Raw genomic sequence first — 23552 nt, 5'->3', positions numbered from 1 at the left:
CGATCCGCCTCGTTGTGCACCGGAGCGCACCTGTCCCGAAACCGGCCACGAACAGCATTGCAATTCGCGCCTGCTTCGGTAAACCAGCTTTCGAAATCATGCAACAAGGCCCGGTGCCGCTCGGCGCCAAGAATGCGGCATTTCCGGAAAAAACAAATGATCTTCGGGCTCTTCGGTAAGAGAAACAGCAACCAGACCATCGTCGAGCGGCAATATGCGGCTCTTACGGCCGCTGCCCGCATGCCGGAGCTCTATGAGCGCCTTGACGTGCCCGATACCGTCATGGGCCGCTTCGAGATGCTGTCGATTGTCATGATCCTGTTTTTCCGCCGCACCCGCACCTCCGGGACAAGCGGCCAGGAGATCGCCCAGGAAATCGTCGATGCCTTCTTTCAGGATATCGACTATTCGATTCGCGAACTCGGCATCGGCGACAACAGCGTGCCGAAGCGCATGAAGAAGCTCGCGGGCATGTTCTATGGCCGGCTGGAAGCCTATTCGAAGGCCATGGATGCCGCTGATGCCGCTGCTCTTTCCGCAGCGCTTCAGCGCAATATCTATCCCGAAACCGCCGGGGCCGCCGACATGAGCGGTCTCGCGCAATGGATGATGGCGACGGAAGCCCATCTGTCGGCCATTCCCGAAGAGGCGATCGCCACCGGTTCGGCGACGATTCCTGAGGTCGCCTGAGGAGTAGAATCATGAAGAAAGATCTGAGCGAGATTCCCTTTTCCTATCCGGTCAAGGTCGGACACATCTCTGCCAATCCGGTCGAGGTCCGCGTGAGCGCCGACAAGGATGAGCTGAAGGCGCTGGCCGAAAGCTGGAACGTCGTATCGGTGGACGATCTCCATGCCGATCTGCAGATCAACAGGTGGAAGCGCGACGGTATCCGCGTCAAGGGACGCGTGCAGGCGAAGATCGTCCAGTCCTGCATCGTCACCCTCGAGCCCGTCGAATCCGAGATCGACGAGAGCTTCGAGCAGATCTTCGTGCCTGAAAATTCCAAGCTTGCCCGCCATCCGGCTAATGATACTGGTGAGATGGTGCTGGATCCCGATGGTCCGGACCTGCCGGAGATCTTTACCGGCGATACGATTGATGCCGGTGAGGTCGTCGCGGAATTCGCAGCACTTGCCATCGATCCCTATCCGCGCAAGGAAGGCGTGGAGTTCGCGGCCCACATCGAGGATACGGGGGAAAATGACCGGAAGCCCTCTGCATTCGCCGCGCTCAAGGACTGGAAAAAGGACTGAAGCATCCCCGGCATTTGCCATAATTCAGTTGTAAGCGACGCCAAAACCGGTATTTTGGCCGAAATTTCGCCCCTGAGGCGAAAGAGAAGGATCAGGGACGCGTGATCAGAATATCTCTCGACCTCATGGGTGGCGACTTTGGTCCCCAGGTTGTCATCCCCGGTGCCGCCAAGGCGCTGGACAGGCACCCGGATATTTCCTTCGTCTTTTACGGCATCAAGGAACAGTGCGACCCGGTTCTGGCGAAGTTTCCCAAGCTCAGGGAAAAGTCGACCTTTCACGATTGCGAACTTGCCGTCAGCATGGAAGAGAAGCCGAGCCAGGCGCTGCGCCGCGGCCGCTATGTCTCCACCATGTGGCGCACCATCGAAGCGGTGAAGTCGGGCGAGGCCGATGTCGCCGTTTCCGCCGGCAACACCGGCGCGCTCATGGCAATGGCCAAGTTTTGTCTGCGCACGATGGCCAATATCGAACGCCCGGCGATCGCCGCCATCTGGCCGACGATGAAGGGCGAAAGCATCGTGCTCGACGTGGGCGCCACGATCGGCGCCGATTCGCAGCAGCTCATGGATTTTGCTCTCATGGGCGGCGCGATGGCGCGAGCCCTGTTCGAAGTGGAGCGTCCGACCGTTGGTCTGCTGAATGTCGGCGTCGAGGAAATCAAGGGCCAGGAAGAGGTCAAGGAGGCCGGTCGCCTGCTGCGCGAGGCCAATCTTGATTCGCTCGAATATTCCGGCTTCGTCGAGGGTGATGATCTCGGCAAGGGCACGGTCGACGTCGTGGTGGTGGAAGGCTTTTCCGGCAATATCGCGCTGAAGGCGGCCGAAGGCACGGCCCGGCAGATCGGCGCCTATCTGCGCGCCGCCATGTCGCGCACGCTGCTTGCCCGCATCGGCTATCTCTTCGCCAAGAGCGCCTTTGACATGCTGCGCGAGAAGCTCGATCCGAGCAAGGTCAACGGCGGCGTGTTTCTTGGCTTGAACGGCATCGTCATCAAGAGCCATGGTGGAGCGAATGCCGAAGGTATAGCCGCGGCCATCGAAGTCGGTTATGACATGGCCAAGAATGGCCTGACCCAGAAAATAGAAAACGATCTCAAAAAATATCATGCCAAGCGGCTGCCCCCGATGGGGCCGGAAGCCGCGTGAGCGACGGGATTCAAGCAATATGATCCGATCAGTGGTTCGTGGCTTCGGAGCTGCACTTCCGAAACGCGTGATGACCAACCGCGAAATGGAAGGTGTCGTCGACACGTCGGACGAATGGATCGTCCAGCGTACCGGCATCCGGCAGCGTTACATTGCCGGCGATGATGAAACGACGGCCTCGCTCGGCGAGGCGGCAGCGCGTGCCGCGCTCGCAAATGGCGGGCTGACGCCTGATGATATCGATATGATCATCTGTGCCACCTCGACGCCTGACAACACCTTCCCGGCGACATCCGTCAACATCCAGAATCGTCTCGGCATGGCGCATGGCTTCGCCTTCGACGTTCAGGCCGTCTGCACGGGTTTCGTCTATGCGGTGACGACGGCTGACGCATATATCCGCGGCGGTCTTGCCAAGCGCGTGCTCGTCATCGGCGCTGAGACCTTCTCCCGCATCCTCGATTGGAATGACCGCACCACTTGCGTGCTTTTTGGCGACGGCGCCGGCGCGATCGTGTTGGAGGCGGCCGAAGGCGAGGGGACGACGGCAGATCGCGGCGTGCTGACCGCACATCTGCGTTCCGACGGTTCGCACAAGGAAAAACTCTACGTCGACGGCGGTCCGTCCTCGACGGGTACGGTCGGCAAGCTGCGCATGGAAGGCCGCGAGGTCTTCAAATATGCCGTGGGCATGATTACCGACGTCATCCAGGCCGCTTTCGATTCGACCGGAACGACTTCTGATGATCTCGACTGGCTGGTCCCCCACCAGGCCAATCGCCGCATCATCGACGGTTCGGCCAAGAAGCTGAACATTGCCCCGGAAAAGGTTGTCATTACCGTCGATCTGCACGGCAATACGTCTGCTGCCTCCATTCCGCTGGCACTCGCGACCGCTGCCGGCGACGGACGCATCAAGAAGGGCGACCTCGTGATGCTGGAAGCCATGGGCGGCGGCTTCACCTGGGGCGCGGTTTTGCTGCGCTGGTAGGCACAAATCCTAAAAAACTGGCGGCGAACAAGAGCTTGACCGTGAGGCACAAGACAAATAATCTTCGTCCACTTTCACAAAATATTTTCTATTGGGCGGGGAAACCATGACCGGAAAGACAGTGACGCGAGCAGACCTGGCGGAATCCGTTTTTCGGAAGGTCGGTCTCTCCCGGACAGAATCTGCTGAGCTGGTTGAAACGGTTATCGACGAAATCTGCAACGCCATCGTGCGCGGCGAAACCGTCAAACTTTCCTCCTTTGCAACCTTCCAGGTGCGCGACAAGAACGAGCGTATCGGCCGCAACCCGAAGACCGGTGAGGAAGTTCCGATTTCTCCCCGCCGCGTCATGACCTTTAAGGCCTCGAATGTGCTCAAGACGCGCATTCTCAAATCCCATGTTGCCCGCAAGGGCAAAACCAAGCCGCAAAACCCGGCTGCCTGATCATCTTTTTCCCGCTGAACGGAAATTTTTTGCCGCGTAGCTCCACCTGCTGTGCGCAACGCGAAGACGTGACTTGAATTCGCGGCTCCAAACCGTTGAAATATGGTGAGTCGCCGTTTGGATCGATCCGCGAGGTCGCGTAGCAGTATGACGTTGGACAAGAGCCCGGATGCCTTTCGCACCATCAGCGAAGTTGCCGATGATCTCGACCTGCCGCAGCATGTGCTGCGCTTTTGGGAGACCCGTTTTCCGCAGATAAAGCCGATGAAGCGTGGCGGTGGCCGGCGTTATTACCGGCCAGAAGATGTCGACCTTTTGAAAGGCATCCGCCATCTGCTCTACGATCACGGTTATACGATCAAGGGCGTGCAGAAGCTCCTGAAGACCAACGGCAACAAGTTTGTCGTCGCGGTCGGTCACGGCGATCTTGCAAGCGTCGAAGCGCTCTCGGGCAACGTGAATGATACCGGTGAACCGCGCGTCGCCATGGCGGAAGAGGACCAGATCGTCGGCCGTGCAAAGCCGCCGATCACGCGCCGCTTCTTCAATTTCGTCAGCGGCGAGGATGATCAGCCGGAAATTTCGGTCGGCAAGTCGAGTGTCGGTAAGGAGGATCGTGCGCTGCTCCAGGAAGCGCTTTACGATCTCCTGGAATGCAAGCGCCTTCTCGATCAGGTGCGCTAAAGCACCTCGCTCGCGCAAAACTGCGCAGCGGTTTTGCGGTAACGACATGCGTGAGACAAGAACCTGACGCGCGGCAAGCGCACTTGAAAGATCGCAATTCGCTTTAGGCCTGCATGCCTTTGAGCGCTTTTTCGAGATCGGAGAGCTGGAACGGTTTTCGCAGGACAGGCTGGCTTGAATTGCTGCCTTCGGGCGCGCTGCCATATCCCGTCGCAAAGACATAGGGCTTGCCGAGCGCCTCGAGCAGCTTTGCGACCGGCAGCGAACTCTTTCCGGCCAATGATACATCGAGGATAGCCGCGTCGAACTCTTTGTTCTGGGCTGCATCGAGCGCCTGCTCCAGATCCGGAACGTTCGCACTGACGCGGTAGCCGAGATCCTCGAGCATCTCCTCAAGGAGCATGGCGATCAGCGCATCGTCTTCGACGATGAATATGTCTTTCATGGTTTCGTCCACCCTTTACCCTCGCGTAGACCGTGCCAGGCCCTTTGCCGGGTGTCATGGCTTATCTGTCCCGAGCCGGCTGCTCGTCAAGGCTGGATCGCCGTAGTGCGAGAAACGGCATATTGCCCGGCCGGATTCGATATGCAAAAGCTGGAGGGCCGTTTTCGTAACGGAAGGGAAGAGGCTGGGAAATGGATTTGTTGAGCGCCACGGACTGGCTGCGTCATAGGCCGGGTTTGACCTATCCGCTCGCTGTCGCCGCCGTTGCATTCACCTTCCTGCTGCGCATTGCTGCCGGTGATTATCTCTCTGGCTTTCCCTTTCTGAGCTTCTTGCCCGCCGTCCTGATCGCAAGTTTCATCGGCGGTGCCGGACCAGGGGCGGTCGCCGCCATTCTGTCGGGTTTCATCGTCCAGCAGTTCTTCGTCGAGCCGCACGATATCTTCTGGCCCGTCACCTTCGGCCAATGGATCGGCCTGTCGACCTTCGTCGTCAATGCATTCATCATCGTCGGACTGATGCAGGCGATCGTCGTCTCGCACGGCCGGCAGGCGCGTCTGCGCGGAGAGCTCAACGATTTCAACAGGAAACTGGAAGAGACGGTTGCGCAGCGCACCGGCGAACTGAAACGCGAGATGGCGGACCATGCCGCCGCCCAGGCGCAGGTGCGCCAGTTGCAGAAGATGGAAACCATCGGCCAGCTGACCGGCGGCGTCGCTCATGACTTCAACAACATGCTGGCGATCATCGTCGGTAGCCTCGATCTTGCCCAGAGGCGGCTGAACGGCAAGGAAGATCCACGCCTCCTGAACTCGATCCAGAGCGCCAGGGACGGCGCGCAGCGCGCGGCGGTGCTGACCGCGCGCCTGCTTGCCTTTTCACGCCAGCAGCCGTTGGCGCCGGAAATCATAGATGCAAACAAGCTGGTCGGCGGCATGTCGGAACTGCTGCGCCGGATGCTGGGCGAGCAGATCAGGATCGAAGCGGTTCTGGCGGGTGGCCTCTGGACGACCTTCGCCGATTTGAGCCAGCTTGAAAATGCCATCCTCAACCTCTCGGTCAATGCGCGCGACGCCATGCCTGAAGGCGGGCATCTGACCATCGAGACAGCCAATACCGAACTGGACGATCGTTATGCGCGCATGCACCAGGAGGTGGAGGCTGGCCAATATGTGATGATCAGCATCACCGATACCGGCATCGGCATGTCGCCCGAGGTTCTGGAACGCGCCTTTGATCCCTTTTTCACCACGAAGGGTCCCGGCAAGGGCACGGGCCTCGGCCTCAGCCAGGTCTATGGCTACGTCAAGCAGAGCAGGGGACACATCAAGATCTATTCCGAGATCGATCGTGGCACGACGGTAAAGATCTATCTCCCGCGCCATGTCGGTCCGGGCGACGCACGTTTTTCGGCGCCGTCGATGACACCGATCCCGCAGGGGAGCATCGAGGATACCATCCTCGTGGTCGAGGATGACGAGAGTGTGCGGGAAATGACGGCCGAAAGCCTGCGCGAACTCGGTTATAGCGTGCTGCAGGCCGCCGGAGGTCCCGAGGCGCTGGACGTTCTGCAGAACGAGCGCGTCGATCTCATCTTCACCGATATCGTCATGCCGCAGATGAATGGCCGCCAGCTTGCCGATGCCGTCATGGAAAAGTGGCCGGAGATCCGGATACTCTACACGACCGGTTACACCCGCAACGCCATTGTTCACAATGGTGTGCTGGACCACGGCGTCTCGCTGCTTGCCAAGCCCTTCAGCCTGGAACAGCTGGCCCACAAGGTCCGCGAAGTGCTGAACAGCAAGCCTCCCGCGGAACAGGCGTGAGGCCCGGGAAGAGCCTCATTGCCGTGCTGACAAGATTGAGAGCCTCCGGACCGTCCTTTGCCGGATGCCGTTCATTTCCTCTCCTGTGGTAGTGCCCGTAAAAGTAGAGCGTCTGCCAATTTTACCCGGTTCAACTGTGGGCGAGATGTTGACCATTTGTTAACCATAAGCATCGTTTATTCCTAATGAACGACATAGGGGTTGTTGATTCGGAAATTCGTCGCGCTTTGTCCCTTCAGACAAAGATCAAAAATACGATAGCAACGGCCAGGACATGCATTTTCCGAAGACGATATCGGTGGTGGCCGTTGCGGCCATGATAGCCGGCTGCACGTCGACAGGTGGAGTGCGTCAGCCTGCCGGGCCTGAGACCGTGGAGCCGGAAAAGGCGCTTGTGCTGCCGCCCCCCGGTGGCCCGTCGATCGTCAGCGTCGTAGAACAAAAGCGCGGAAACGGTGTGGAGCAGACGATATCGCTCTTCACGTCCTCATCCGTTCAGGGCCAGAATTTCCTGAAAGCTCAATTCCTTGGCGCATCCGGCGCCAATCCCGGGGCCGGTAGCGCCTCCTACAGGATGATCCGGGAAGGGGATATCGCCCGCGAGATGGCGCGCTCGGTTCCCGGCGTTCCGATGGCGACATCCGCGACCTTCCTGCAGAACAGCTACGGTCCCTTCGGTTATGCCTCGGGCTATAGCCGCACCGGCGATACCTGCATTTATGCCTGGCAGCAGATCCGCTCCAGCCGGTCCGCGCAGACGCAGGCGCGCAACTTCGGCATGATCCAGATCCGCCTGCGCCTTTGCGATGCGCGCGCTACCGAGCGCCAGCTTCTCGGTATAGTCTACGGCTACACCGTCATCGGCACTTTCGACGGCGATATCTGGAATCCCTATGGCACTCCGCCACCGGCCAATCCGGCGCTCGGCCAGACCGGCGCTCCGATCTATCCCGATGAAGGCGGCTATCGTCCGACCACGATGCCGATCGGTTACGAGCCCGCTCCTGCCGCGGTCCGCCAGTCACGGGCCGTAACCGTACGCCGCGTGCAGGCGCAGCCGGCATCCGCCGTCCCGGTCCTGCAGCCGCCTGTCGGCCCCCGGGTGCCGCTGCCGACCGACGACACGCAGACGAATGCGATAGAGCCGCCGGCAGAGGCGCCGGCGCCGATCCAACAAACGGCGAGGCCGATCGGTGTGACCGTGCCTTCGCCTGATTGCATAGGCGATGCGGCCATGACGGCCGCCTGCCAGAGATAGCAAATATGCCCAATGCGCCGATGCGCAGCGGTTGAGCCATTTCGAAGGAATGTTCATGCGTAAGGCTGGCAGTGTTGTCATATGGGCTGTGGTGTCGCTTTGTGTGATCGCGCTGATCACGCTGCCCGTCAATCTGCAGACCCAGCTCATCGCTAGCATCACCGTCGTCACGGTGATGGCGCTCATCAAGGTGCTGAAGGGCGAGGGCACATGGCGTCTCGTGGCGCTCGCCTTCGGTACGGCCATCGTGCTGCGCTATGTCTACTGGCGCACGACCAATACGCTGCCGCCGGTCAACCAGCTCGCCAACTTCATTCCCGGCCTGCTGCTCTATCTCGCTGAAATGTATAGCGTGATGATGCTGGCGCTGTCGCTCTTCATTGTCGCGACCCCGCTGCCGCCGCGTCCTTCGCGCGCCGGCAAGCTCGAACGTTTCCCCCATGTCGATGTCTTCGTGCCGTCCTATAACGAAGATTCCGGCCTTCTTGCCAATACGCTCGCCGCCGCCAAGGCGATGGATTATCCGGCCGACAAGCTGCACGTCTGGCTGCTGGACGATGGCGGCACGTTGCAGAAGCGCAATTCCGGTAAGCTGATCGAAGCGCAGGCCGCTGCGGCCCGCCATGCCGAGCTCAAGCAGCTCTGCATCGATCTCGATGTCAATTACCTGACGCGCGACCGCAACGAACATGCCAAGGCCGGCAACCTCAACAACGGCATGCAGCATTCGAGCGGCGAGCTGATTGCCGTTTTCGACGCTGACCACGCGCCGGCGCGCGACTTCCTTCTGGAGACGGTCGGCTATTTCGACGATGACCCGAAGCTCTTCCTTGTCCAGACACCGCATTTCTTCATCAATCCGGACCCGCTGGAGCGCAACCTGCGCACCTTCGAAAAGATGCCGAGCGAGAACGAAATGTTCTACGGCATTATCCAGCGCGGCCTCGACAAATGGAACGCCGCCTTCTTCTGTGGTTCGGCAGCGGTGCTGAGCCGTCGCGCGCTGCAATCCACCAACGGTTTCAGCGGTGTCAGCATCACCGAGGATTGCGAGACCGCGCTTGCCCTTCATGGTGCCGGCTGGAACAGCATCTATCTCGACAAGCCACTGATCGCCGGCTTGCAGCCGGCCACCTTCGCAAGCTTCATCGGCCAGCGCAGCCGCTGGGCGCAGGGCATGATGCAGATCCTGCGCTTCCGCTTTCCGCTGCTCAAGCGCGGCCTCACCCTGCCGCAGCGCTTCTGCTACATGTCCTCATCGCTGTTCTGGCTGTTTCCGTTCCCACGCACGATCTTCCTCTTCGCGCCGCTCTTCTATCTCTTCTTCGATCTGGAAATCTTCACAGCCTCCGGCGGCGAGTTCCTGGCCTATACGCTCGCCTATATGATCGTGAACCTGATGATGCAGAACTATCTCTACGGATCGTTCCGCTGGCCATGGATTTCCGAACTCTACGAATATGTGCAGACAGTGCACCTGTTGCCGGCTGTCGTCTCGGTCATGCTCAATCCGCGCAAGCCGACCTTCAAGGTCACTGCAAAGGACGAATCCATTGCAATCAGCCGCCTGTCGGAAATCAGCAGGCCCTTTTTCGTGATCTTTGCGGTGCAGATCATCGCGGTGGCGATCACCATCTACAAGATCTATGCCGAACCCTATAAGGCGGATGTCACCCTCGTCGTCGGCGGCTGGAACATCATCAACCTCATCCTTGCCGGCTGCGCGCTCGGCGTCGTCTCCGAGCGCGGGGAGAGGGCGTCCTCCCGCCGCGTGCGCGTCAACCGCCGCTGCGAATTCGGCGTCGGCGACCAGTGGTACACGGCCTCCATCGAGGACGTCTCCGTCCACGGCGCGCGCCTGCACATCTTCAGCAAGCATTTCGATGCAGTGCAGGTCGGCGCGCTCGGCGAAATCCGCTTCCGCCCCTATAGCGGCGCCGATCTCGAAACCTTGCCGCTCATCGTCCGCAACATCGAGCCGTCAGGCGATATCACCAATGTCGGCTGCCAGTATCAGCCGAAGAGCGCTCTGGATCACCGCCTGATCGCCGACCTGATCTTCGCCAATTCCGATCAGTGGACGCAGTTCCAGGCCTCTCGCCGTCGTAATCCCGGCCTCATCAGGGGCACCGTCTGGTTCCTCGGCCTCTCGCTCTACCAGACGAGCCGTGGCCTGGTGTATTTCTTCCGCAGCATGCGGCCGGAGCGTGAAGCGCATCGACAGCAGCAGGCGGCAAAGGTGAACGCCGGATGAGAAAGCTCTTCGCCGCTTCCCTTTTTCTGGTCGGCACGTCGGTTCTCGCTTATGCGCAGATCAGCCCTTTCGACATGTCTGGCGAGCGTCCGGCAGGTGCGCCGCCGGTTGCTCCGCGCCTGAGACTGCCCGCCCAGCCTGCGCAGCCCGCGCCGGCTCCTGTTCCCGTCGTGCCACAGACGGTTGCTCCGCAGCCAGTGCAGCCTCCCGCACCCGCGCCGGCAGCGCCGTCGGTCAGCGCTATTCCTGCGGCACCGGCGCCGGCAACGCCTTCCGCCCCGGCACAAGCTCAGCCGCAACCGGCCGCGCCACCTGCCGTCCGTCCTGTCGCGGCCGCTCCGCAGACCGGTGATTTCAGGCGCTATATCGTGCCCTTCTCCGAACTCGGCCTCGCTGGTGAATATGACCGCAGATCATGGTCGATCTATCTGACGACGGAGCAGGCGGCGGCGAAAGCGCGGTTCACTTTCACCTATCAGAACGCTATCGTCGTTGCTCCCGAAGTGTCGCAGCTGACCGTGTTCATCAACAACCGTGCTATCGGCCAGCAGCAGGTCGGTTCACCCGACAGCCCATCGGCGGTCAGCTTCGACGTTCCTCCGGGCCTGCTGCAACCCGGTGCCAACCTCATCACCTTCGAAGCCAATCAGCGCCACCGCACGGATTGCAATATCGACTCCACCTATGAGCTCTGGTCGAACATCGATCCAGCCGGCACCTATCTGAGCTTTGCCGGTCGCGATGCCGGCCAGCTTTCCGGCACGGATGCGATCCGCGCCATTGGTGTCGATAGCGCAGGCAAGACGGAATTCGATCTGGTCGTTCCGGCCATGGAGCAGCCCGGTACCACCAAGCCACTTCTGCGTCTGGCGCAGGGCCTGTCGCTCCTGAGCGGCATGCCGAACCAGGTCTTTTCCTTCAGTGCCGGCGTGCTGCCGGCAGGTGGTCCCGGCAAAATGGCGGTGCTCGTCGGTACCGCGGCCGAGCTGCGGCCGATCTTCCCCAGCCTTCCCCAGGGCGCTGAAAGCGCACCACTCGCCGCCTTTGTCACTGACCCGCGCAATGGTTCGCCCGTCCTGCTGATCAGCGGTCCATCCTGGCAGGCGGTTTCGACAGCGATCGATACCATCGTGTCTCCGACCGACCGTGCCCCCGAAATACGCCGCGACGTGCTGACAACGCAGCGCTGGACGGCGCCCGACGCGCCGCTTCTCTTTGCCGATACGCGCATCCCGCTTTCGCAGCTCGGCATACGCACCGTCGATTTCTCCGGCCGCCGCTTCCGCACCGGCTTCAATGTCGCCGTGCCGGCCGATTTCTATGCCAATGCCTATGGCGAGGCGAAAATCCTGCTCGATGCCGCCTATTCCAGCAAAGTGCTCCCCGGCAGCCACATCGACATCTATGTGAACGGCAACATCGCCTCCACGGTGCCGATCGCCACGACCAACGGCGGTATTTTCCGCCAGCTTCCGATCCGCGTGACCATGCGGCACTTCAAGCCTGGCCTGAATTCGATCGCCATTGAGGCAGTTCTGATGACTGAGGACGATGCGGCCTGCGTCCCCGGTGCGACGGCCTCGCAGGCGCCGCGCTTTGCGCTTTTTGACACGTCCGAATTTCATATGCCGGATTTCGCCCGCGTCGGTCAGCGTCCGAATCTCGCGGCCATGGCCGGCACATCCTACCCCTATGGGCGCAATCCCGATCCGACGCCGCTGTTCATCGACCGTACCGATGCCGACACACTCTCGGCTGCGGCGACCCTGCTCGGTCAGCTCGCGATCATGGCCGGCCACCCGATTGCAATCGAGACCGTCGCCTCGCCGGGCGTGATCGGTGACCGCAACGCCATTTTCATCGGCTCGATTTCACAAATGCCGGCAACGGTGCTCACCCAGGTCAATGTCGCAACCGCCAGCCAGGCTTCCTGGCGTCCGGTGACGGATTCACAGCCTACGGAAATCGATAATCGCGAGGCGCTGGAGCAATGGCGCTCGCGCATCACCGGCGGCGCACTTCAGGGCCGCATAGAGGCGTTCCGCGAATGGCTGCGCCGCAACTTCGACATCACCGCTAGCTCGCTGCAGTTCGTCCCAAATGCCGAACAAGTATTCACGCCGTCGAATGCGACGACCTTGATGATCGCTCAGGGCAAGAGCCCGGATGGCGGTGGTGCCTGGACCGTCGTGACATCGCCCTCGGCCAAAGACCTGCGCGAGGGGCTGAATGCGCTCACCGCCCAGATGAACTGGCCGCAAATCGCGGGCCATATCACCACCTATTCCAGCCGCACCGGCAAAATCGAGAGCGTGCCGGTCACGCGCTTCGATTTCGTGCCCACTGGCGGCTTGTCGATCGCCAACTATCGCCTGATTGCTGCCAATTGGCTGTCGACGAATATTCTCTCTTATTCCTTCCTTTTGGTCGTGTTGTCGCTGCTGATCGGTCTGGCCACTTCCAGAATGCTCTCAAGGCTCGGCAGGTCGAAATGAGGGGTTGGATCGCCAGATTGCTGGCAGGCACGATAATGCTGGCGCTCGCCGGTGGGCCGGCCTCTGCCCAGCAGCCGCGGATCAGCAGCGAGGCATGGGCAGCCTATAAGGCGAAGTTCCTCGATCCGAGCGGCCGCATCGTCGATAACGGCAACGGCAATATCAGCCATAGCGAAGGGCAGGGCTATGGCCTGCTGCTCGCCTATCTCGCTGCAAGCCCGGCCGATTTCGAGCAGATCTGGTATTTCACCCGCACCGAACTGCTGCTGCGTAATGACGGCCTTGCTGTCTGGAAATGGGATCCGTCCGCCACCCCGCATGTGACCGACACCAACAATGCCTCCGATGGCGACATATTGATCGCCTATGCCCTTGCGCTGGCGGGTTCCGCCTGGAACCGAACCGACTATATCACCGCCGCCACCCGCATAGCGCAGTCGTCGCTGTCGGAAACCGTAGCCGATTTTGCTGGCCGCACCCTACTGATGCCAGGTGCGAAAGGCTTCTCCGGCGCGGATCGTGACGATGGCCCTGTCATCAACCCATCTTACTGGGTCTATGAAGCGCTTCCCGTCATGGCAGCACTTGCACCGTCCGATCAGTGGCAGAAACTCGCCGACGATGGTCTCTCACTGCTCAAGGCCATGCAGTTCGGCCCGCGCAAGCTGCCCGCGGAATGGGTGAGCCTGAAGCGCCAGCCGCAGCCGGCCGAAGGTTTCGACGTCGAGTTCGGCTACAATGCGATCCGCATCCCGCTCTATCTGGCGCGAGGCGGCGTGACCGACAGGGCTTTGCTGACGCGTCTCAAAGAAGGCATGACCGCAAACGGCATGCCCGCCACCATCGATCTGACTACCGGACAGCCGAAGACGGAGCTTTCCGATCCTGGTTATGAAATTGTTAACCACGTTGTGGCCTGTGTATTAGACGGAACCAAACTTCCTGCCGAAGCGCTGCAATTTGCGCCCGCCTATTATTATCCATCAACGCTTCAGCTTCTGGGGCTGGCCTATGTCGGGGAGAAGCATCCGGAGTGTCTGTGAAATCTTCTGTTGTGGCGGTAACGGCAGCAGTCCTGGTGGCGACTCTCATCGCCGGGCTGAAGGACCGTGAAGCATTGCAGGAACGTTTCGGCTTTGGTGGCAGGACCCCCGAACTCATGATGATGGGGCGCATCAAAGGGCCGGATACGCCCTCCAATCAGCTGATCGACGTGCAGACCGTAGCGGAACGAATCCAGGCCGCGACACAGGATAATTCCGCCGATCGGCCCCAGAGCCCGGCCCAGACGGACCTAATCCAGACAAGCCAAGCCCAGACAAATCAGCCCCAGCAGCCGGCTCCGGTTCCGGTCGTCCCGCAGACCACACCATCAGCGGCTCCTGCTGGTGCCGCCACAACGCCGGCCAATCCGCCGCCGGCAGGCACGGCAGCAGGCCAGCAGCCGGTCGTTGACGTAAGCGCCCTTCGTTATTTCGCAAGCCGCGGCGACAAGCTTCGCCTGCAGGCGGAAATCTCCCGCCTTCAGGCGCTCTATCCGAATTGGGTGCCGCCTGCCGATCCGCTTGCCATTCCGCAGAACGGCGACCGGCAACTCGAAAACATGTGGCAGCTTTATTCGGAGGGCCGCTATGCCGAGCTGCGCAAGGCGATCGCCGATCGTCAGGCCGCCGAAAGCTGGCAACCGCCTGCCGACCTGCTCGACCGCCTGGACGTTGCCGAATCTCGAACCCGGCTCATCAATGCTTCCGATCTCAAGCAATATGCGACGGTCATCGATATCGCAGCCGAAACGCCGAGCCTGCTGACCTGCGCCGAGATAGACGTGCTCTGGCGCGTCGCCGAAGCATTTGTTGAGACGAACAGGCAGCAGCGCGGGCAGGATGCCTATACCTACATCCTGAAGAATTGCACCGAGCCGGCCGAACGCGTGGCGACGATCCAGAAGGCTGCCGCTCTTCTGCCATATGGTTCGATGCAGGCGCTGCTTTCTCTCGAAAAACCTGCAGATGCCAATGGTGTCAGAGAATTCGACAGCCTGCGCGATGATCTTGCCCGCCGCTTTGTTGCCGATGGCAACGACAATCCCAAGCTCGAAGTCGCTTCCGATTATATCTCTCGCGTCGAGAGGCTTGCCAAAGAGCAGGGGCTACCGTCGGACGCGCTGCTGCTCGGCTGGTATCAGCTTCGCCGCAACAACGCGGCGGATGCCGAAAAGTGGTTCCGCATCGCTCATGAGAAGCAGGATTCCGCTGTTGCCTCGCAGGGCCTGGCGCTGGCGCTGATTGCCCGCAAGTCGCCGCAGGAAGCGGAAGACGTCATGTATAAATGGCGTGACGATTCCAAGGATGCGACCGCCACCTATCTTGCCGCGACCGCGAATCTGATGGCCCTGCAGCCGCCGGCCGATCTGAGCGAGGAGGTGCTCGGTCGCATCGCCGCTACGATCATCGAGCAGAAATACGTGCCGACGGCCCAACAGTTCGGCTGGTATGCCCGTTCGTTGAACCAGTTCCAGACTGCCGCTCGCTGGTTCGAGACGGGACTGCGCTGGAAGCCGGATGACGAACCCTCAGCCTATGGCCTTGCCGTTACCCGCCAGCAGTTGAACGACCGTGCTGGGGTTGCCGAGATTCAGCGTCTCTGGGCCGGTCGTTCGCCCCGCATTGCCACGTTGAACGATACGTCTGCCGGCTCCCGAACCAATGCTCCATTGCCGGCCCCCGGTTCTGCGGTAGAGCCGCAGCCGGTAGTTCAGCCCGCGGCACCGCAAGTCCAGTCTGCGCCGACCGAACGCAGTGCGGCCTTCCAGTCGGAGCCTCAGCCCCCCGCGCAATTCCAATCCCAGCAATCCCAAGTGCAGGCCCAGCCCGTTGCGCCGGCAAGGCCCGCCAGGGTCATGCAGACGGTTGCAGTCGAGCGTGGTCCGCGCCAGCTTCGCGGATGCTCCACAACCATCGATCCCACCCGCCTCAATCCCGGCGATGCGCTGACACGCGGCTGGTGCCTGATGGACATCAACAGGCCTATGGAGGCGGTGAGGGCTTTCGAGGCGGCGCTTGCAAGTCCTGTGCGCAAGGAGCGTGAGGATGCCGCCTACGGCCAGAGCCTTGCCTATCTGCGCGCCGGGCTTTCCAACAGTGCTGCAGTCGCGGCCACCAAGGCACCGCAGAACCGCGACCGTGCCTCCGAACTGCAGGTGGCGATCCTTGCCGATCGCGCGCTTGCTGCCTTCGAAGGCGGACGCTATCGCGAAGCGCTCATTTTTCTCGACCAGCGCGCCCAATTGCAGCAGGAGCGCGTCGATCTCATGGTGCTTCGTGGCTACAGCTACATGAATCTGAAGATGTATGGTGACGCCACGCGCGTTTTCGAGGCTGCGGCTGCTACCGGCAACCGCGATGCCACACGCGGCCTTGCTGATGTGAGGAGCATCACCCATCCCGAGGTCAACGACTAAAGCGCGTCGCGACCTCTTAGATTCACTCGCCAGGCTTTAGGTCTCTGTTGGGCCAATGTCGTTATCTCAGAACCGCTGCACAGTTTTGCGCGACATGCTTTGGGTTGACGCCGCTCCTGCGCTCGGCTAGTCGCGGAAGGCCTGACGGCTTTCCGCTTCGCAAGGAACCCTCCTTTGTCCACTTCCCATCGCGTTCTCGACAAGACCTACGATGCCTTCCTCTTCGATATGGACGGCACCGTGCTGAACTCCATCGCCGTCGTCGAGCGCGTCTGGAGCGAGTGGGGGCTCCGCCATGGGTTCGAGCCTGAGGTTCTTTTGAAGACCATCCACGGGGTTCGGGCATCCGATAGCATTCGCCAGCTCGGCCTTCCCGGCGTCGATCCGATTGCTGAGGCAAAGCTGCTTCTGAAGGAGGAGATGGAGGATTTCGAGGGCATCGTCGAGATTCCGGGCTCCATCCGCTTCCTGAATGCACTGCCCGCGGATCGCTGGGGGATTGTCACTTCGGCGCCGATCGAGCTCGCCCTCCGCCGCATGGCAGCCGCAGGCATTCCCATGCCGAAGATGATCGTCAGCGGCGAGGAAGTCTCGTCAGGCAAGCCGAGCCCGGAATGCTATCTGCTCGGCGCGAGCCGCCTTGGCGTCGATCCCGCTCGCTGCCTGGTATTCGAGGATGCGGTTGCAGGCATTCTTGCCGGCGAGGGTGCCGGAGCCGATGTCACCGTCATCACCGAAACCCATGCGACGCCCTTCGAGACACCGCATTTCACCATCGCCAATTACGCCGCATGGCAGCCGCATGTGGCGGCGGATGGTAAACTCGCGCTCTCAGCCGCATAGTGTGGCAGCCTGAATAGTCTTGAAGGCAGAGGGCTTCAGAATTTATAGCCCAGGCCGATCATAACGACATGCTGGTCGATGTCGCCGTCGAGCCCGAGAAGATTGGCGCTGCCGTAATCATTGTAGCGATATTCCAGCCGGCCGAAGACGTTATTGGTGAAGGCATAGTCGACGCCCGCGCCGATCGTCCAGCCTGATAGCGTATCCCTGTCGCTACCGGCGGGGCCGTCGATATGGACCTGCGCGCCCCTCCATCCTGCCGCGCCATAGATCAGAGCGCGATCGATCGCATAGCCGATCCGGGCTCGGACGGAGCCGGCAGTTTCGAGGCCGACTTCAAACGGGCCGACATCGGCCTTGTCCCAGTTATAGGAAACGTCACCTTCGATACCGAAGACGAAATTGTTGTCGAGCTGCCAGTTATAGCCGACGAAGCCAGTGATCAGGCCACCATTCATGTCTTCGGAAAAGACGTCGAAATCGCCATTGGCCCAGGTTGGCCCGCCACCGACACCGGCATAGAAGCCCGTCCATGTGAAGACCGGCGCGATCTCGGCTGCCGGTGCGGCTGGTACCTCATCGATGGCATCGGCCGCCATGGCCGAGCCGGCGACGAGGAAGCTGGCGACTGCGGCGGATCCGAAGCGACGTTTCATGATTCCCCCTGCCGGAAAGAGCCGGCAGAAAACTCGTTTGAGATCCGACTGCCTCGGACAGAAACCGCATCGGCGCATGGCACACGCGGCTGCGGGCAAGAGGCCCGCAAAAGCATGCGTTTCCAACGCGGTCTTTGGGGAAAGGTTCCGGGGAAGGGGATTCCGGTCCGACCGGGGGTGGATCCGGCCCGATCGGCAGGACAGAAGCCGGCAAGGCTCAGAGCTTGATACGATTGCCCTTGTTGTCGATCATCTGAAGTACGTTGCCGTCCGTCTTGATCGAAATGCAGTCAGTCTGCTTGTTGGGGAAAAGAACGCAGATCTGACCGTCTGAGATTTTGTAGCCGTTCTTATTGCCTTGACGATATTCATAGCCGTTCGAGGCCTTCCGCAAGTCGCTGGCGCCCTTCAGAAGCTGACGGATTTCGTTTTCCTTGGCGTTCCGGAATTTGACGTTTTCTGCCAATGCGGTATGCGAGGAGGCCAGCGTCACGATCACGCCGATGAGAAGTGAGCGGCTTGGCAGCATGTGGTAAACTCCAGGCAATGGTCTGCAGGAAATTGAAGAGAGTGAAATGATCAGGATCGTTCTTGCCCTAGCTTTAGCAATGCTTGCCGGTAATGCAATGGCTGTCGATCCGAGAAATCCGCGTGTCAACGAGCAAAACTACCAGGATTGCCGTCGCTTTCCTGAGCGCTGCGCCGGTGACGATCGCAACCGCAATCGCCGCGATTATTACCGCGATAACACCCGCCAAGGCTCGGGCCGGTACATCTACCGCGGCGAGCGCCGCATATGGACGGATGAATCACGCTGAGGACGCGCCGCGCCCTCACTCTTGCGAGATACGGAAAGACTGAGATTTCAAGGGATTAAATGGTCGGGGCGACTGGACTCGAACCAGCGACCCCTTGACCCCCAGTCAAGTGCGCTACCGGGCTGCGCTACGCCCCGACCTGCCGAAACGGCTTGCTTCTGTTAGACTTTTCGGTTTTTGGACGCAAGGGAAAAATGCCGCCGTGATCATAAAACGGAACTTGTCCAAGAGAATGTCTCCTGAGGAGCTTTTGTCCTGCCTCTCTGGTGCCGTCCAGAGGCCTCGCAATTCGCCGCTGACTGCTGAAAAAAGTCCGCGCAAAGCGGCAAAAATCCTTGCATACGACGGCGCAGCATGGAAATCCTCCCGCCCATAAGCAATGCGGTGCTAAGCTGGGTCGACCTTTGCCGGAATAATATGAGGTTTAGGTTGTAGTTTTTGAGATGCTAAATTTTCGGTAAACTATTTCTTTAATATTTCCGTCAAATATATCCGCTTAGGGAGAGGATTTATTTCATATTTGGACGAATATCTACCTATGATTGAAGCTGATGTGCACGATTGTCCCAATCTTGGATTATTTGAAAATTGAAATTTATTCGCAATTTTGTTGCTGAGGGTGTAATGAAGAGAAATCGTAGAAAAGCATAGTTTCGGGCTTATGACGATCGACAATAAGACACAGGATTGCCGGCAGAGCCTTGCCGCTGCATTCAAGGCTCTCGCTGATGAAGCCGTGAACGCCGGCTGGCCGGAAGGGGAGGTTGCCCTTGCGCTAGCGGAACTTGCCGAAGAGCATGTCGCCGAGGTTGGCGCCAAGGTGATTGTCGAAGGCTTCAGTCAGTATCAGCTTCATCAGGCGAGCGGCCGGCTGAAATTCTGAGCCGAATTCTGACCGGCCTATCAATCCTCATACCAGCAGCCAGGCTGTCCTGGCAGCCATCGCGAAAGACACCTGTGCCGCGCGCGGGCTTCTCAGTCCGTCCATTGCATCAAGGCAGTGCTGGAGTGCTATGCGATATTCGCGGCCGCGATTGGCCGGCCAGCGCTTGAGATATTCGACCGCTTCCCAGGCGGTTGAAACGATGAAGCTGCTGTTTGGAAATTTGACCCTCACGGGCGAGGGGAAGCGTTTTTCGCTCACGGCTCTCTCATTCCATATGAATTCCAAACGGCCCTGTAACGCGCGAGACAAGAGATTGTTCCCGACGATTTTGATTTGCGCAGTTGCTAAAGTTTTAGGCCACGCGCATAATAAGAACATGGCTGGCAGGGAGGGCGTCGGCTGCGCAGAATGATGCGTTATTGCCCTCTGAGGGAAATGCAGCGCGATGTTGAAATCGTCAGTTCATCCCCAGGATCTACCGCTCTTTTCGGAAGATATCGACCTGCTGTCACAGGTTCTGAACCAGATTTGCGATGACAGCGGCATCGCCCCCCGCACGCCGGAGGCCGATAGGATCGGCGCAGCCATCATCCAGCTTTACAAGCAAGGCGTGAAGGACAGCGGCAAGCTGACCATTCTCGCCAAGACCTATCTCTAAAGCTTCCCAATCAGAATGCTTTGCGCTGAGCAGAAAGGGCTCTGAGTTCAGTTCTGCTCGATCGAGACACCGTTCTTGCCGATACTCATCTCGATGCCCTCAGGCTTACTCTCCTCATGGAAGATGTAGGCACCGAGGCCGACAACCAAGACGACAAGCGCGCCGATGACAAGGTAAAGACCGCTATTGCGATTCAAGACAGGCTACCCCCAACACATTGACAGGACAGCCGAAACGCCTGAGACGGCGCTTGGTTCCGTCAATCGTCGTTGGCAGCGTTGAGGTTTTCCGGCCGGATGCCGTCATCGTTGGAGCTGCGGGCGCGCAGGCGTATGCCGGGGCCGCCCTCATCCTGATTGCCGCTGGCGATGAAGATGATGCCGTGGGCTTCCAGCGTGTTGCGCACGTCGATCGTCGCGCGCGTCTCGCCGGTCCATTCGCCGTTTTCCAGCGCCTGGACTGTTTCTACGGAAAGCCCGGCATGAGTTGCGAGCTCCTCGATGCTCATGCCGATCATGGCGCGTGCGCCGCGTATCTGTGTCCCTGTAATCATGCCGGAAATTTAGCGCCTTTGCGGAACTTCTCAAGTGTTTGTGAGCGGCCCAAGCGCTTGTGGCGAACTTCCAGCGCCGCGCAGCCCCAGACGATGCCGAACAGCAGGTAAACGTGGCGCCAGTGGTCGATATCGATGACGTTGCCGATCGCCGCATGGCCGAGAACGGAGATCCACGCGACCATGAGGAAAGGCTGCCATGGCCGGTCGAGCAGCATGTTGCGGAAGCCGAGAGTGAGCGTCCAGCACAGCATGCCGACATAGCTGACGAAACCCAGCCAGCCGTAGGTGGTCAGCGACTTCAGCCAGATATTGTGCTCGTCTTCCGGAAACATGGTGCCGAAGACCAGAGGCCCGATACCGAGCGGCCGTTCCATCATCATCTGGAAGCCGATGCGATGGCGGTCGAAACGGCCGAGGTGCTCACCGTCATATTGCTGCACGAGCTGGGCGCGGGCGGAGAAGAGCTCGCTGACCTTGGGAACCTGCAGCGCGATCAGTAGCGAGGCCACCATCAGGATGATCGCGCCGAGCGACAGGATCAGCACCCTGAGCCGGAAGGCGCCGCTGCGCTCCTTCAAGAGCATGATGAAGATCAGCACCAACACCGTGATGGCGAAAAGACCCCAGGCGGCGCGCGAAAAGGAGAGGAAGATGCCGAGCGCCAGGATGAGCAGCGCTCCCGCCTTGATCGGCAAGGTTCTGAGGCTGCCGGCGAGGATGCCGTGGACGAGATAAAGCCCCGGCGGCACGAGGAAGGGGCCGAAAACGTTCGGATCCTGGAAAGCGCCCTTGGCGCGGTCGTAAAGCGTGAAGACTTCCGAGCCCGGAAAGGCGTGGAAATAGCCGAGGATGCCGAGCAGGGAAGTGATAACGGCCGCAAAGCTCCAGGCATTGAAGATCAGCGGCAGCCGCTTGTGGCTGTCTTCGATGATCGCGGCATAGAAGATGGAAGTCAGCGCCAGGAAGGTGGAGACGGCAATATACATCGGGCCGGTCGCCAGGTCCCGCATTTGGGTGAGCGACAGCATGCCGCCGATGTTGAAGGTCAGCAGCAGCGCCAGCAGCGGCGCGGTGGTGCGGGATATTTTCAGGCCGAGTATGAACCACAGGCCGATCAGTCCTGCCATCCACAATTCATAAGGCGCCGGCTCGTCGATGACGAAGCCGGAAAGAAAGACGCCGAAAGCGACCGCCGCCGAGCCGATGAGGCGGAGCGTCAGCCGTTGCGGCTGGGCTACGCGCACAGAGGAGGCGTCGATCGCGCTCAATAGGCGTTTTCCGTATTGAGCAGCCGGATAGGCGTCAGGAACAGGATCTTGAGGTCGAACCAGAGCGACCAGTTCTCGATGTAATAAAGGTCGTAGGCCGTGCGGAACTTGATTTTTTCGTCATTGTCCACTTCGCCGCGCCAGCCGTTGATCTGCGCCCAGCCGGTGACGCCGGGTTTGACGCGGTGGCGGGCAAAATAGCCGTCGACAATATCGGCGAAAGCGCGATCGTGCGCCTGGGCGAGCACGGCGTGCGGACGCGGCCCTACCAGCGAAAGCTCACCCTTCAGCACGTTGAAGAGCTGCGGCAATTCGTCGATCGAGGTCTTGCGGATGAAGCGGCCGACACGGGTGACGCGCGGATCGCCCTTGGTAACGGCGGCCTTTGCCGTCGGATCGCTCATGTTGGTGTACATGGAGCGGAACTTGAAGATATTGATGACTTCATTGTTGAAGCCATGGCGCTTCTGCATGAAGAAAACAGGTCCTTCCGACGTCGCCTTCACGGCAATGGCTGTCGCCACCATGACGGGCCAGAGCAGGCAGAGAGCGATGATGGTGAAGAAGATATCGAATGCGCGTTTGGCAACGGAATCCCAGTCGCGGATCGGCTTCTTGAAGATGTCGAGCATTGGCACGGCGCCGACATGCGAATAGGCACGCGGGCGGAAACGCAGGCGATTTGCGTGTGCGGCGAGGCGGATGTCGACCGGCAGCACCCAGAGTTTTTTCAAAAGTTCGAAGATGCGGGCTTCGGCAGAGAGCGGCAGTGCGATGATCAGCATGTCGATGCGCGTCATCCGCACGAATTCCACGAGTTCGCTCACCGTGCCGAGCTTCGGATAGCCGGCGACCATGATCGGCGAGCGTTTCTCGCCACGATCGTCGAAGATGCCGCAGACACGGATGTCGTTATCCGCCTGCTGCTCCAGCATACGGATCAGTTCCTTGGCCGGCTCGCCGCCGCCGACGATGACGGCGCGGCGCTCCATGATACCGTTGCGCGCCCAGTTGCGCATGCCCTGTGCCACAAGGAAGCGCTCGATAACCAGGAAGAGCGCGCCTGCAACAAACCAGATGCCATAGGATTCCGCAGTTGCAGCGCTGAGACCGCGCAGAAGCGAGAAAGCGCCTGTTGTCAGCACGAAGACGATGGCGAATGCTGCGAAGGCATGCGGCAGATACCGGACGCGGGCTCTGAGAGCCGGAATGGAATAGGTATCGGCAAGCTGAAGCGCTACGACGGTCAATGCCGAAACGATTGCCGCCATGACGACCCGCATCAGCATGCTGTCGCTGCCGTCGCCAGACGCGAAATAGAAGGCGGCAAGGCCGATGACGAACTGTGTCAGGAATTCCAGCAGCCGCAACTGGCCGATGATGATCGTCGGCGAATAGGTTCCGTCTCGGAACTGTTCGGCGATCTGACGTGCATAGGGATTGATACCAAGCGTCTCGCCGGCAGCATGCTTGGAGGCGTCGTTGCGCGTCTCCGTATCGGAGACCTGCTTGCGCAGGGCTTCGACGTCGAACTGTCCGCTCTTTTCCAGCTTGTTCATGGGGCTTCATCGCTCGTTGATGTGAGCGGGATAACAGAAAGCC

General features: G+C 60.2%; 23 protein-coding genes, 1 tRNA gene and 1 pseudogene. 16 read left to right on the top strand and 9 right to left on the bottom strand.

Features of this window, described 5'->3' with window-relative positions; genetic code table 11:
• Positions 1 to 98: 98 nt before the first annotated feature.
• From PMI11_RS18610 to PMI11_RS18585, 6 genes and pseudogenes are all read left to right on the top strand, one after another.
• Positions 99 to 690: pseudogene (locus PMI11_RS18610) on the top strand (ubiquinol-cytochrome C chaperone family protein).
• Between the two features lie 11 nt (positions 691 to 701).
• On the top strand, positions 702 to 1256 hold the full coding sequence (locus tag PMI11_RS18605; RefSeq protein ID WP_007819968.1) for a YceD family protein: 555 nt from the start codon (positions 702 to 704) through the stop codon (positions 1254 to 1256).
• A 101-nt stretch (positions 1257 to 1357) separates the two neighbouring features.
• Positions 1358 to 2404, top strand: coding sequence for a phosphate acyltransferase PlsX (plsX, locus tag PMI11_RS18600; RefSeq protein WP_007819967.1), 1047 nt, complete (start codon positions 1358 to 1360; stop codon positions 2402 to 2404).
• A 19-nt stretch (positions 2405 to 2423) separates the two neighbouring features.
• Positions 2424 to 3395, top strand: a complete 972-nt coding sequence (locus PMI11_RS18595; RefSeq protein WP_007819965.1) for a beta-ketoacyl-ACP synthase III — start codon at positions 2424 to 2426, stop codon at positions 3393 to 3395.
• Between the two features lie 106 nt (positions 3396 to 3501).
• Positions 3502 to 3840: an integration host factor subunit alpha gene (locus tag PMI11_RS18590; RefSeq protein WP_007819963.1), complete on the top strand. Its 339-nt coding sequence runs from the start codon at positions 3502 to 3504 to the stop codon at positions 3838 to 3840.
• Positions 3841 to 3987: 147 nt separating this feature from the next.
• Entirely contained in the window at positions 3988 to 4524 is a 537-nt protein-coding gene (locus PMI11_RS18585) for a MerR family transcriptional regulator (protein ID WP_007819961.1), read from the top strand.
• Between the two features lie 103 nt (positions 4525 to 4627).
• Here the strand turns inward: PMI11_RS18585 and PMI11_RS18580 are convergent, their stop codons facing one another.
• Positions 4628 to 4969 carry a response regulator gene (locus PMI11_RS18580; RefSeq protein ID WP_007819959.1) on the bottom strand — a complete coding sequence of 114 codons (342 nt, stop codon included), beginning with the start codon at positions 4967 to 4969 and terminating at the stop codon, positions 4628 to 4630.
• A gap of 191 nt (positions 4970 to 5160) precedes the next feature.
• Here PMI11_RS18580 and PMI11_RS18575 point away from each other — a divergent pair, with 191 nt between their 5' ends.
• The 7 genes from PMI11_RS18575 (at position 5161) to PMI11_RS18545 (ending at position 17108) form a co-directional block, all read left to right on the top strand.
• A complete protein-coding gene (locus PMI11_RS18575) occupies positions 5161 to 6798 on the top strand; it encodes a response regulator (protein ID WP_007819956.1) in 1638 nt (545 codons plus the stop codon).
• Between the two features lie 274 nt (positions 6799 to 7072).
• Complete coding sequence (bcsN, locus tag PMI11_RS18570) at positions 7073 to 8056, top strand: cellulose biosynthesis protein BcsN (RefSeq protein ID WP_007819954.1); 984 nt, start codon at positions 7073 to 7075, stop codon at positions 8054 to 8056.
• 55 nt (positions 8057 to 8111) lie between these two features.
• Positions 8112 to 10310 carry a UDP-forming cellulose synthase catalytic subunit gene (gene bcsA / locus PMI11_RS18565; protein ID WP_007819952.1) on the top strand — a complete coding sequence of 733 codons (2199 nt, stop codon included), beginning with the start codon at positions 8112 to 8114 and terminating at the stop codon, positions 10308 to 10310.
• Positions 10307 to 12805, top strand: a complete 2499-nt coding sequence (locus PMI11_RS18560; RefSeq protein ID WP_007819950.1) for a cellulose biosynthesis cyclic di-GMP-binding regulatory protein BcsB — start codon at positions 10307 to 10309, stop codon at positions 12803 to 12805. Before bcsA ends, PMI11_RS18560 begins: the two co-directional genes overlap by 4 nt.
• On the top strand, positions 12802 to 13848 hold the full coding sequence (locus PMI11_RS18555; RefSeq protein WP_007819947.1) for a glycosyl hydrolase family 8: 1047 nt from the start codon (positions 12802 to 12804) through the stop codon (positions 13846 to 13848). Before PMI11_RS18560 ends, PMI11_RS18555 begins: the two co-directional genes overlap by 4 nt.
• Positions 13845 to 16265 carry a tetratricopeptide repeat protein gene (locus PMI11_RS18550; protein WP_007819944.1) on the top strand — a complete coding sequence of 807 codons (2421 nt, stop codon included), beginning with the start codon at positions 13845 to 13847 and terminating at the stop codon, positions 16263 to 16265. Before PMI11_RS18555 ends, PMI11_RS18550 begins: the two co-directional genes overlap by 4 nt.
• Before the next feature lie 174 nt (positions 16266 to 16439).
• On the top strand, positions 16440 to 17108 hold the full coding sequence (locus PMI11_RS18545; RefSeq protein WP_007819942.1) for an HAD family hydrolase: 669 nt from the start codon (positions 16440 to 16442) through the stop codon (positions 17106 to 17108).
• Positions 17109 to 17143: 35 nt separating this feature from the next.
• Here PMI11_RS18545 and PMI11_RS18540 read toward each other — a convergent pair whose 3' ends face one another.
• Both PMI11_RS18540 and PMI11_RS18535 read right to left on the bottom strand, forming a co-directional pair.
• Complete coding sequence (locus PMI11_RS18540; protein ID WP_007819940.1) at positions 17144 to 17764, bottom strand: outer membrane protein; 621 nt, start codon at positions 17762 to 17764, stop codon at positions 17144 to 17146.
• Between the two features lie 217 nt (positions 17765 to 17981).
• Complete coding sequence (locus PMI11_RS18535) at positions 17982 to 18293, bottom strand: hypothetical protein (protein ID WP_007819938.1); 312 nt, start codon at positions 18291 to 18293, stop codon at positions 17982 to 17984.
• 46 nt (positions 18294 to 18339) lie between these two features.
• On the opposite strand from PMI11_RS18535, the gene PMI11_RS18530 reads away from it, so the two are divergent.
• Positions 18340 to 18582, top strand: a complete 243-nt coding sequence (locus tag PMI11_RS18530; RefSeq protein ID WP_007819936.1) for a hypothetical protein — start codon at positions 18340 to 18342, stop codon at positions 18580 to 18582.
• 60 nt (positions 18583 to 18642) lie between these two features.
• Here PMI11_RS18530 and PMI11_RS18525 read toward each other — a convergent pair.
• Positions 18643 to 18719 (bottom strand) — tRNA-Pro (locus tag PMI11_RS18525).
• A gap of 524 nt (positions 18720 to 19243) precedes the next feature.
• On the opposite strand from PMI11_RS18525, the gene PMI11_RS18520 reads away from it, so the two are divergent.
• Entirely contained in the window at positions 19244 to 19465 is a 222-nt protein-coding gene (locus PMI11_RS18520; protein ID WP_007819934.1) for a hypothetical protein, read from the top strand.
• 27 nt (positions 19466 to 19492) lie between these two features.
• Here the strand turns inward: PMI11_RS18520 and PMI11_RS18515 are convergent, their stop codons facing one another.
• Positions 19493 to 19726: a DUF982 domain-containing protein gene (locus tag PMI11_RS18515; RefSeq protein ID WP_007819932.1), complete on the bottom strand. Its 234-nt coding sequence runs from the start codon at positions 19724 to 19726 to the stop codon at positions 19493 to 19495.
• Between the two features lie 187 nt (positions 19727 to 19913).
• On the opposite strand from PMI11_RS18515, the gene PMI11_RS18510 reads away from it, so the two are divergent.
• The gene (locus PMI11_RS18510) at positions 19914 to 20126 is read left to right on the top strand and encodes a hypothetical protein (protein WP_007819927.1); all 213 of its coding nucleotides are present in this window, start codon (positions 19914 to 19916) and stop codon (positions 20124 to 20126) included.
• Between the two features lie 47 nt (positions 20127 to 20173).
• On the opposite strand, the gene PMI11_RS37720 is transcribed toward PMI11_RS18510, so the two are convergent.
• The 4 genes from PMI11_RS37720 to PMI11_RS18490 all read right to left on the bottom strand — a co-directional run bounded on the left by PMI11_RS37720 (position 20174) and on the right by PMI11_RS18490 (position 23509).
• Positions 20174 to 20323 (bottom strand): hypothetical protein, encoded by a 150-nt coding sequence (locus PMI11_RS37720; protein WP_007819921.1) that lies wholly within the window; start codon positions 20321 to 20323, stop codon positions 20174 to 20176.
• Positions 20324 to 20385: 62 nt separating this feature from the next.
• Positions 20386 to 20679 carry a helix-turn-helix domain-containing protein gene (locus PMI11_RS18500; protein WP_007819918.1) on the bottom strand — a complete coding sequence of 98 codons (294 nt, stop codon included), beginning with the start codon at positions 20677 to 20679 and terminating at the stop codon, positions 20386 to 20388.
• Positions 20676 to 21950 carry an O-antigen ligase family protein gene (locus tag PMI11_RS18495; RefSeq protein ID WP_007819916.1) on the bottom strand — a complete coding sequence of 425 codons (1275 nt, stop codon included), beginning with the start codon at positions 21948 to 21950 and terminating at the stop codon, positions 20676 to 20678. Before PMI11_RS18495 ends, PMI11_RS18500 begins: the two co-directional genes overlap by 4 nt.
• On the bottom strand, positions 21947 to 23509 hold the full coding sequence (locus PMI11_RS18490) for an undecaprenyl-phosphate glucose phosphotransferase (protein ID WP_007819914.1): 1563 nt from the start codon (positions 23507 to 23509) through the stop codon (positions 21947 to 21949). Before PMI11_RS18490 ends, PMI11_RS18495 begins: the two co-directional genes overlap by 4 nt.
• Between the last annotated feature and the right edge of the window lie 43 nt (positions 23510 to 23552).

This window comes from Rhizobium sp. CF142, from assembly GCF_000281145.1.
GTDB lineage: Bacteria > Pseudomonadota > Alphaproteobacteria > Rhizobiales > Rhizobiaceae > Rhizobium.
The sequence above is the reverse complement of the archived record's forward strand: the minus strand, read 5'-3'. Positions and strand labels throughout refer to the sequence as shown.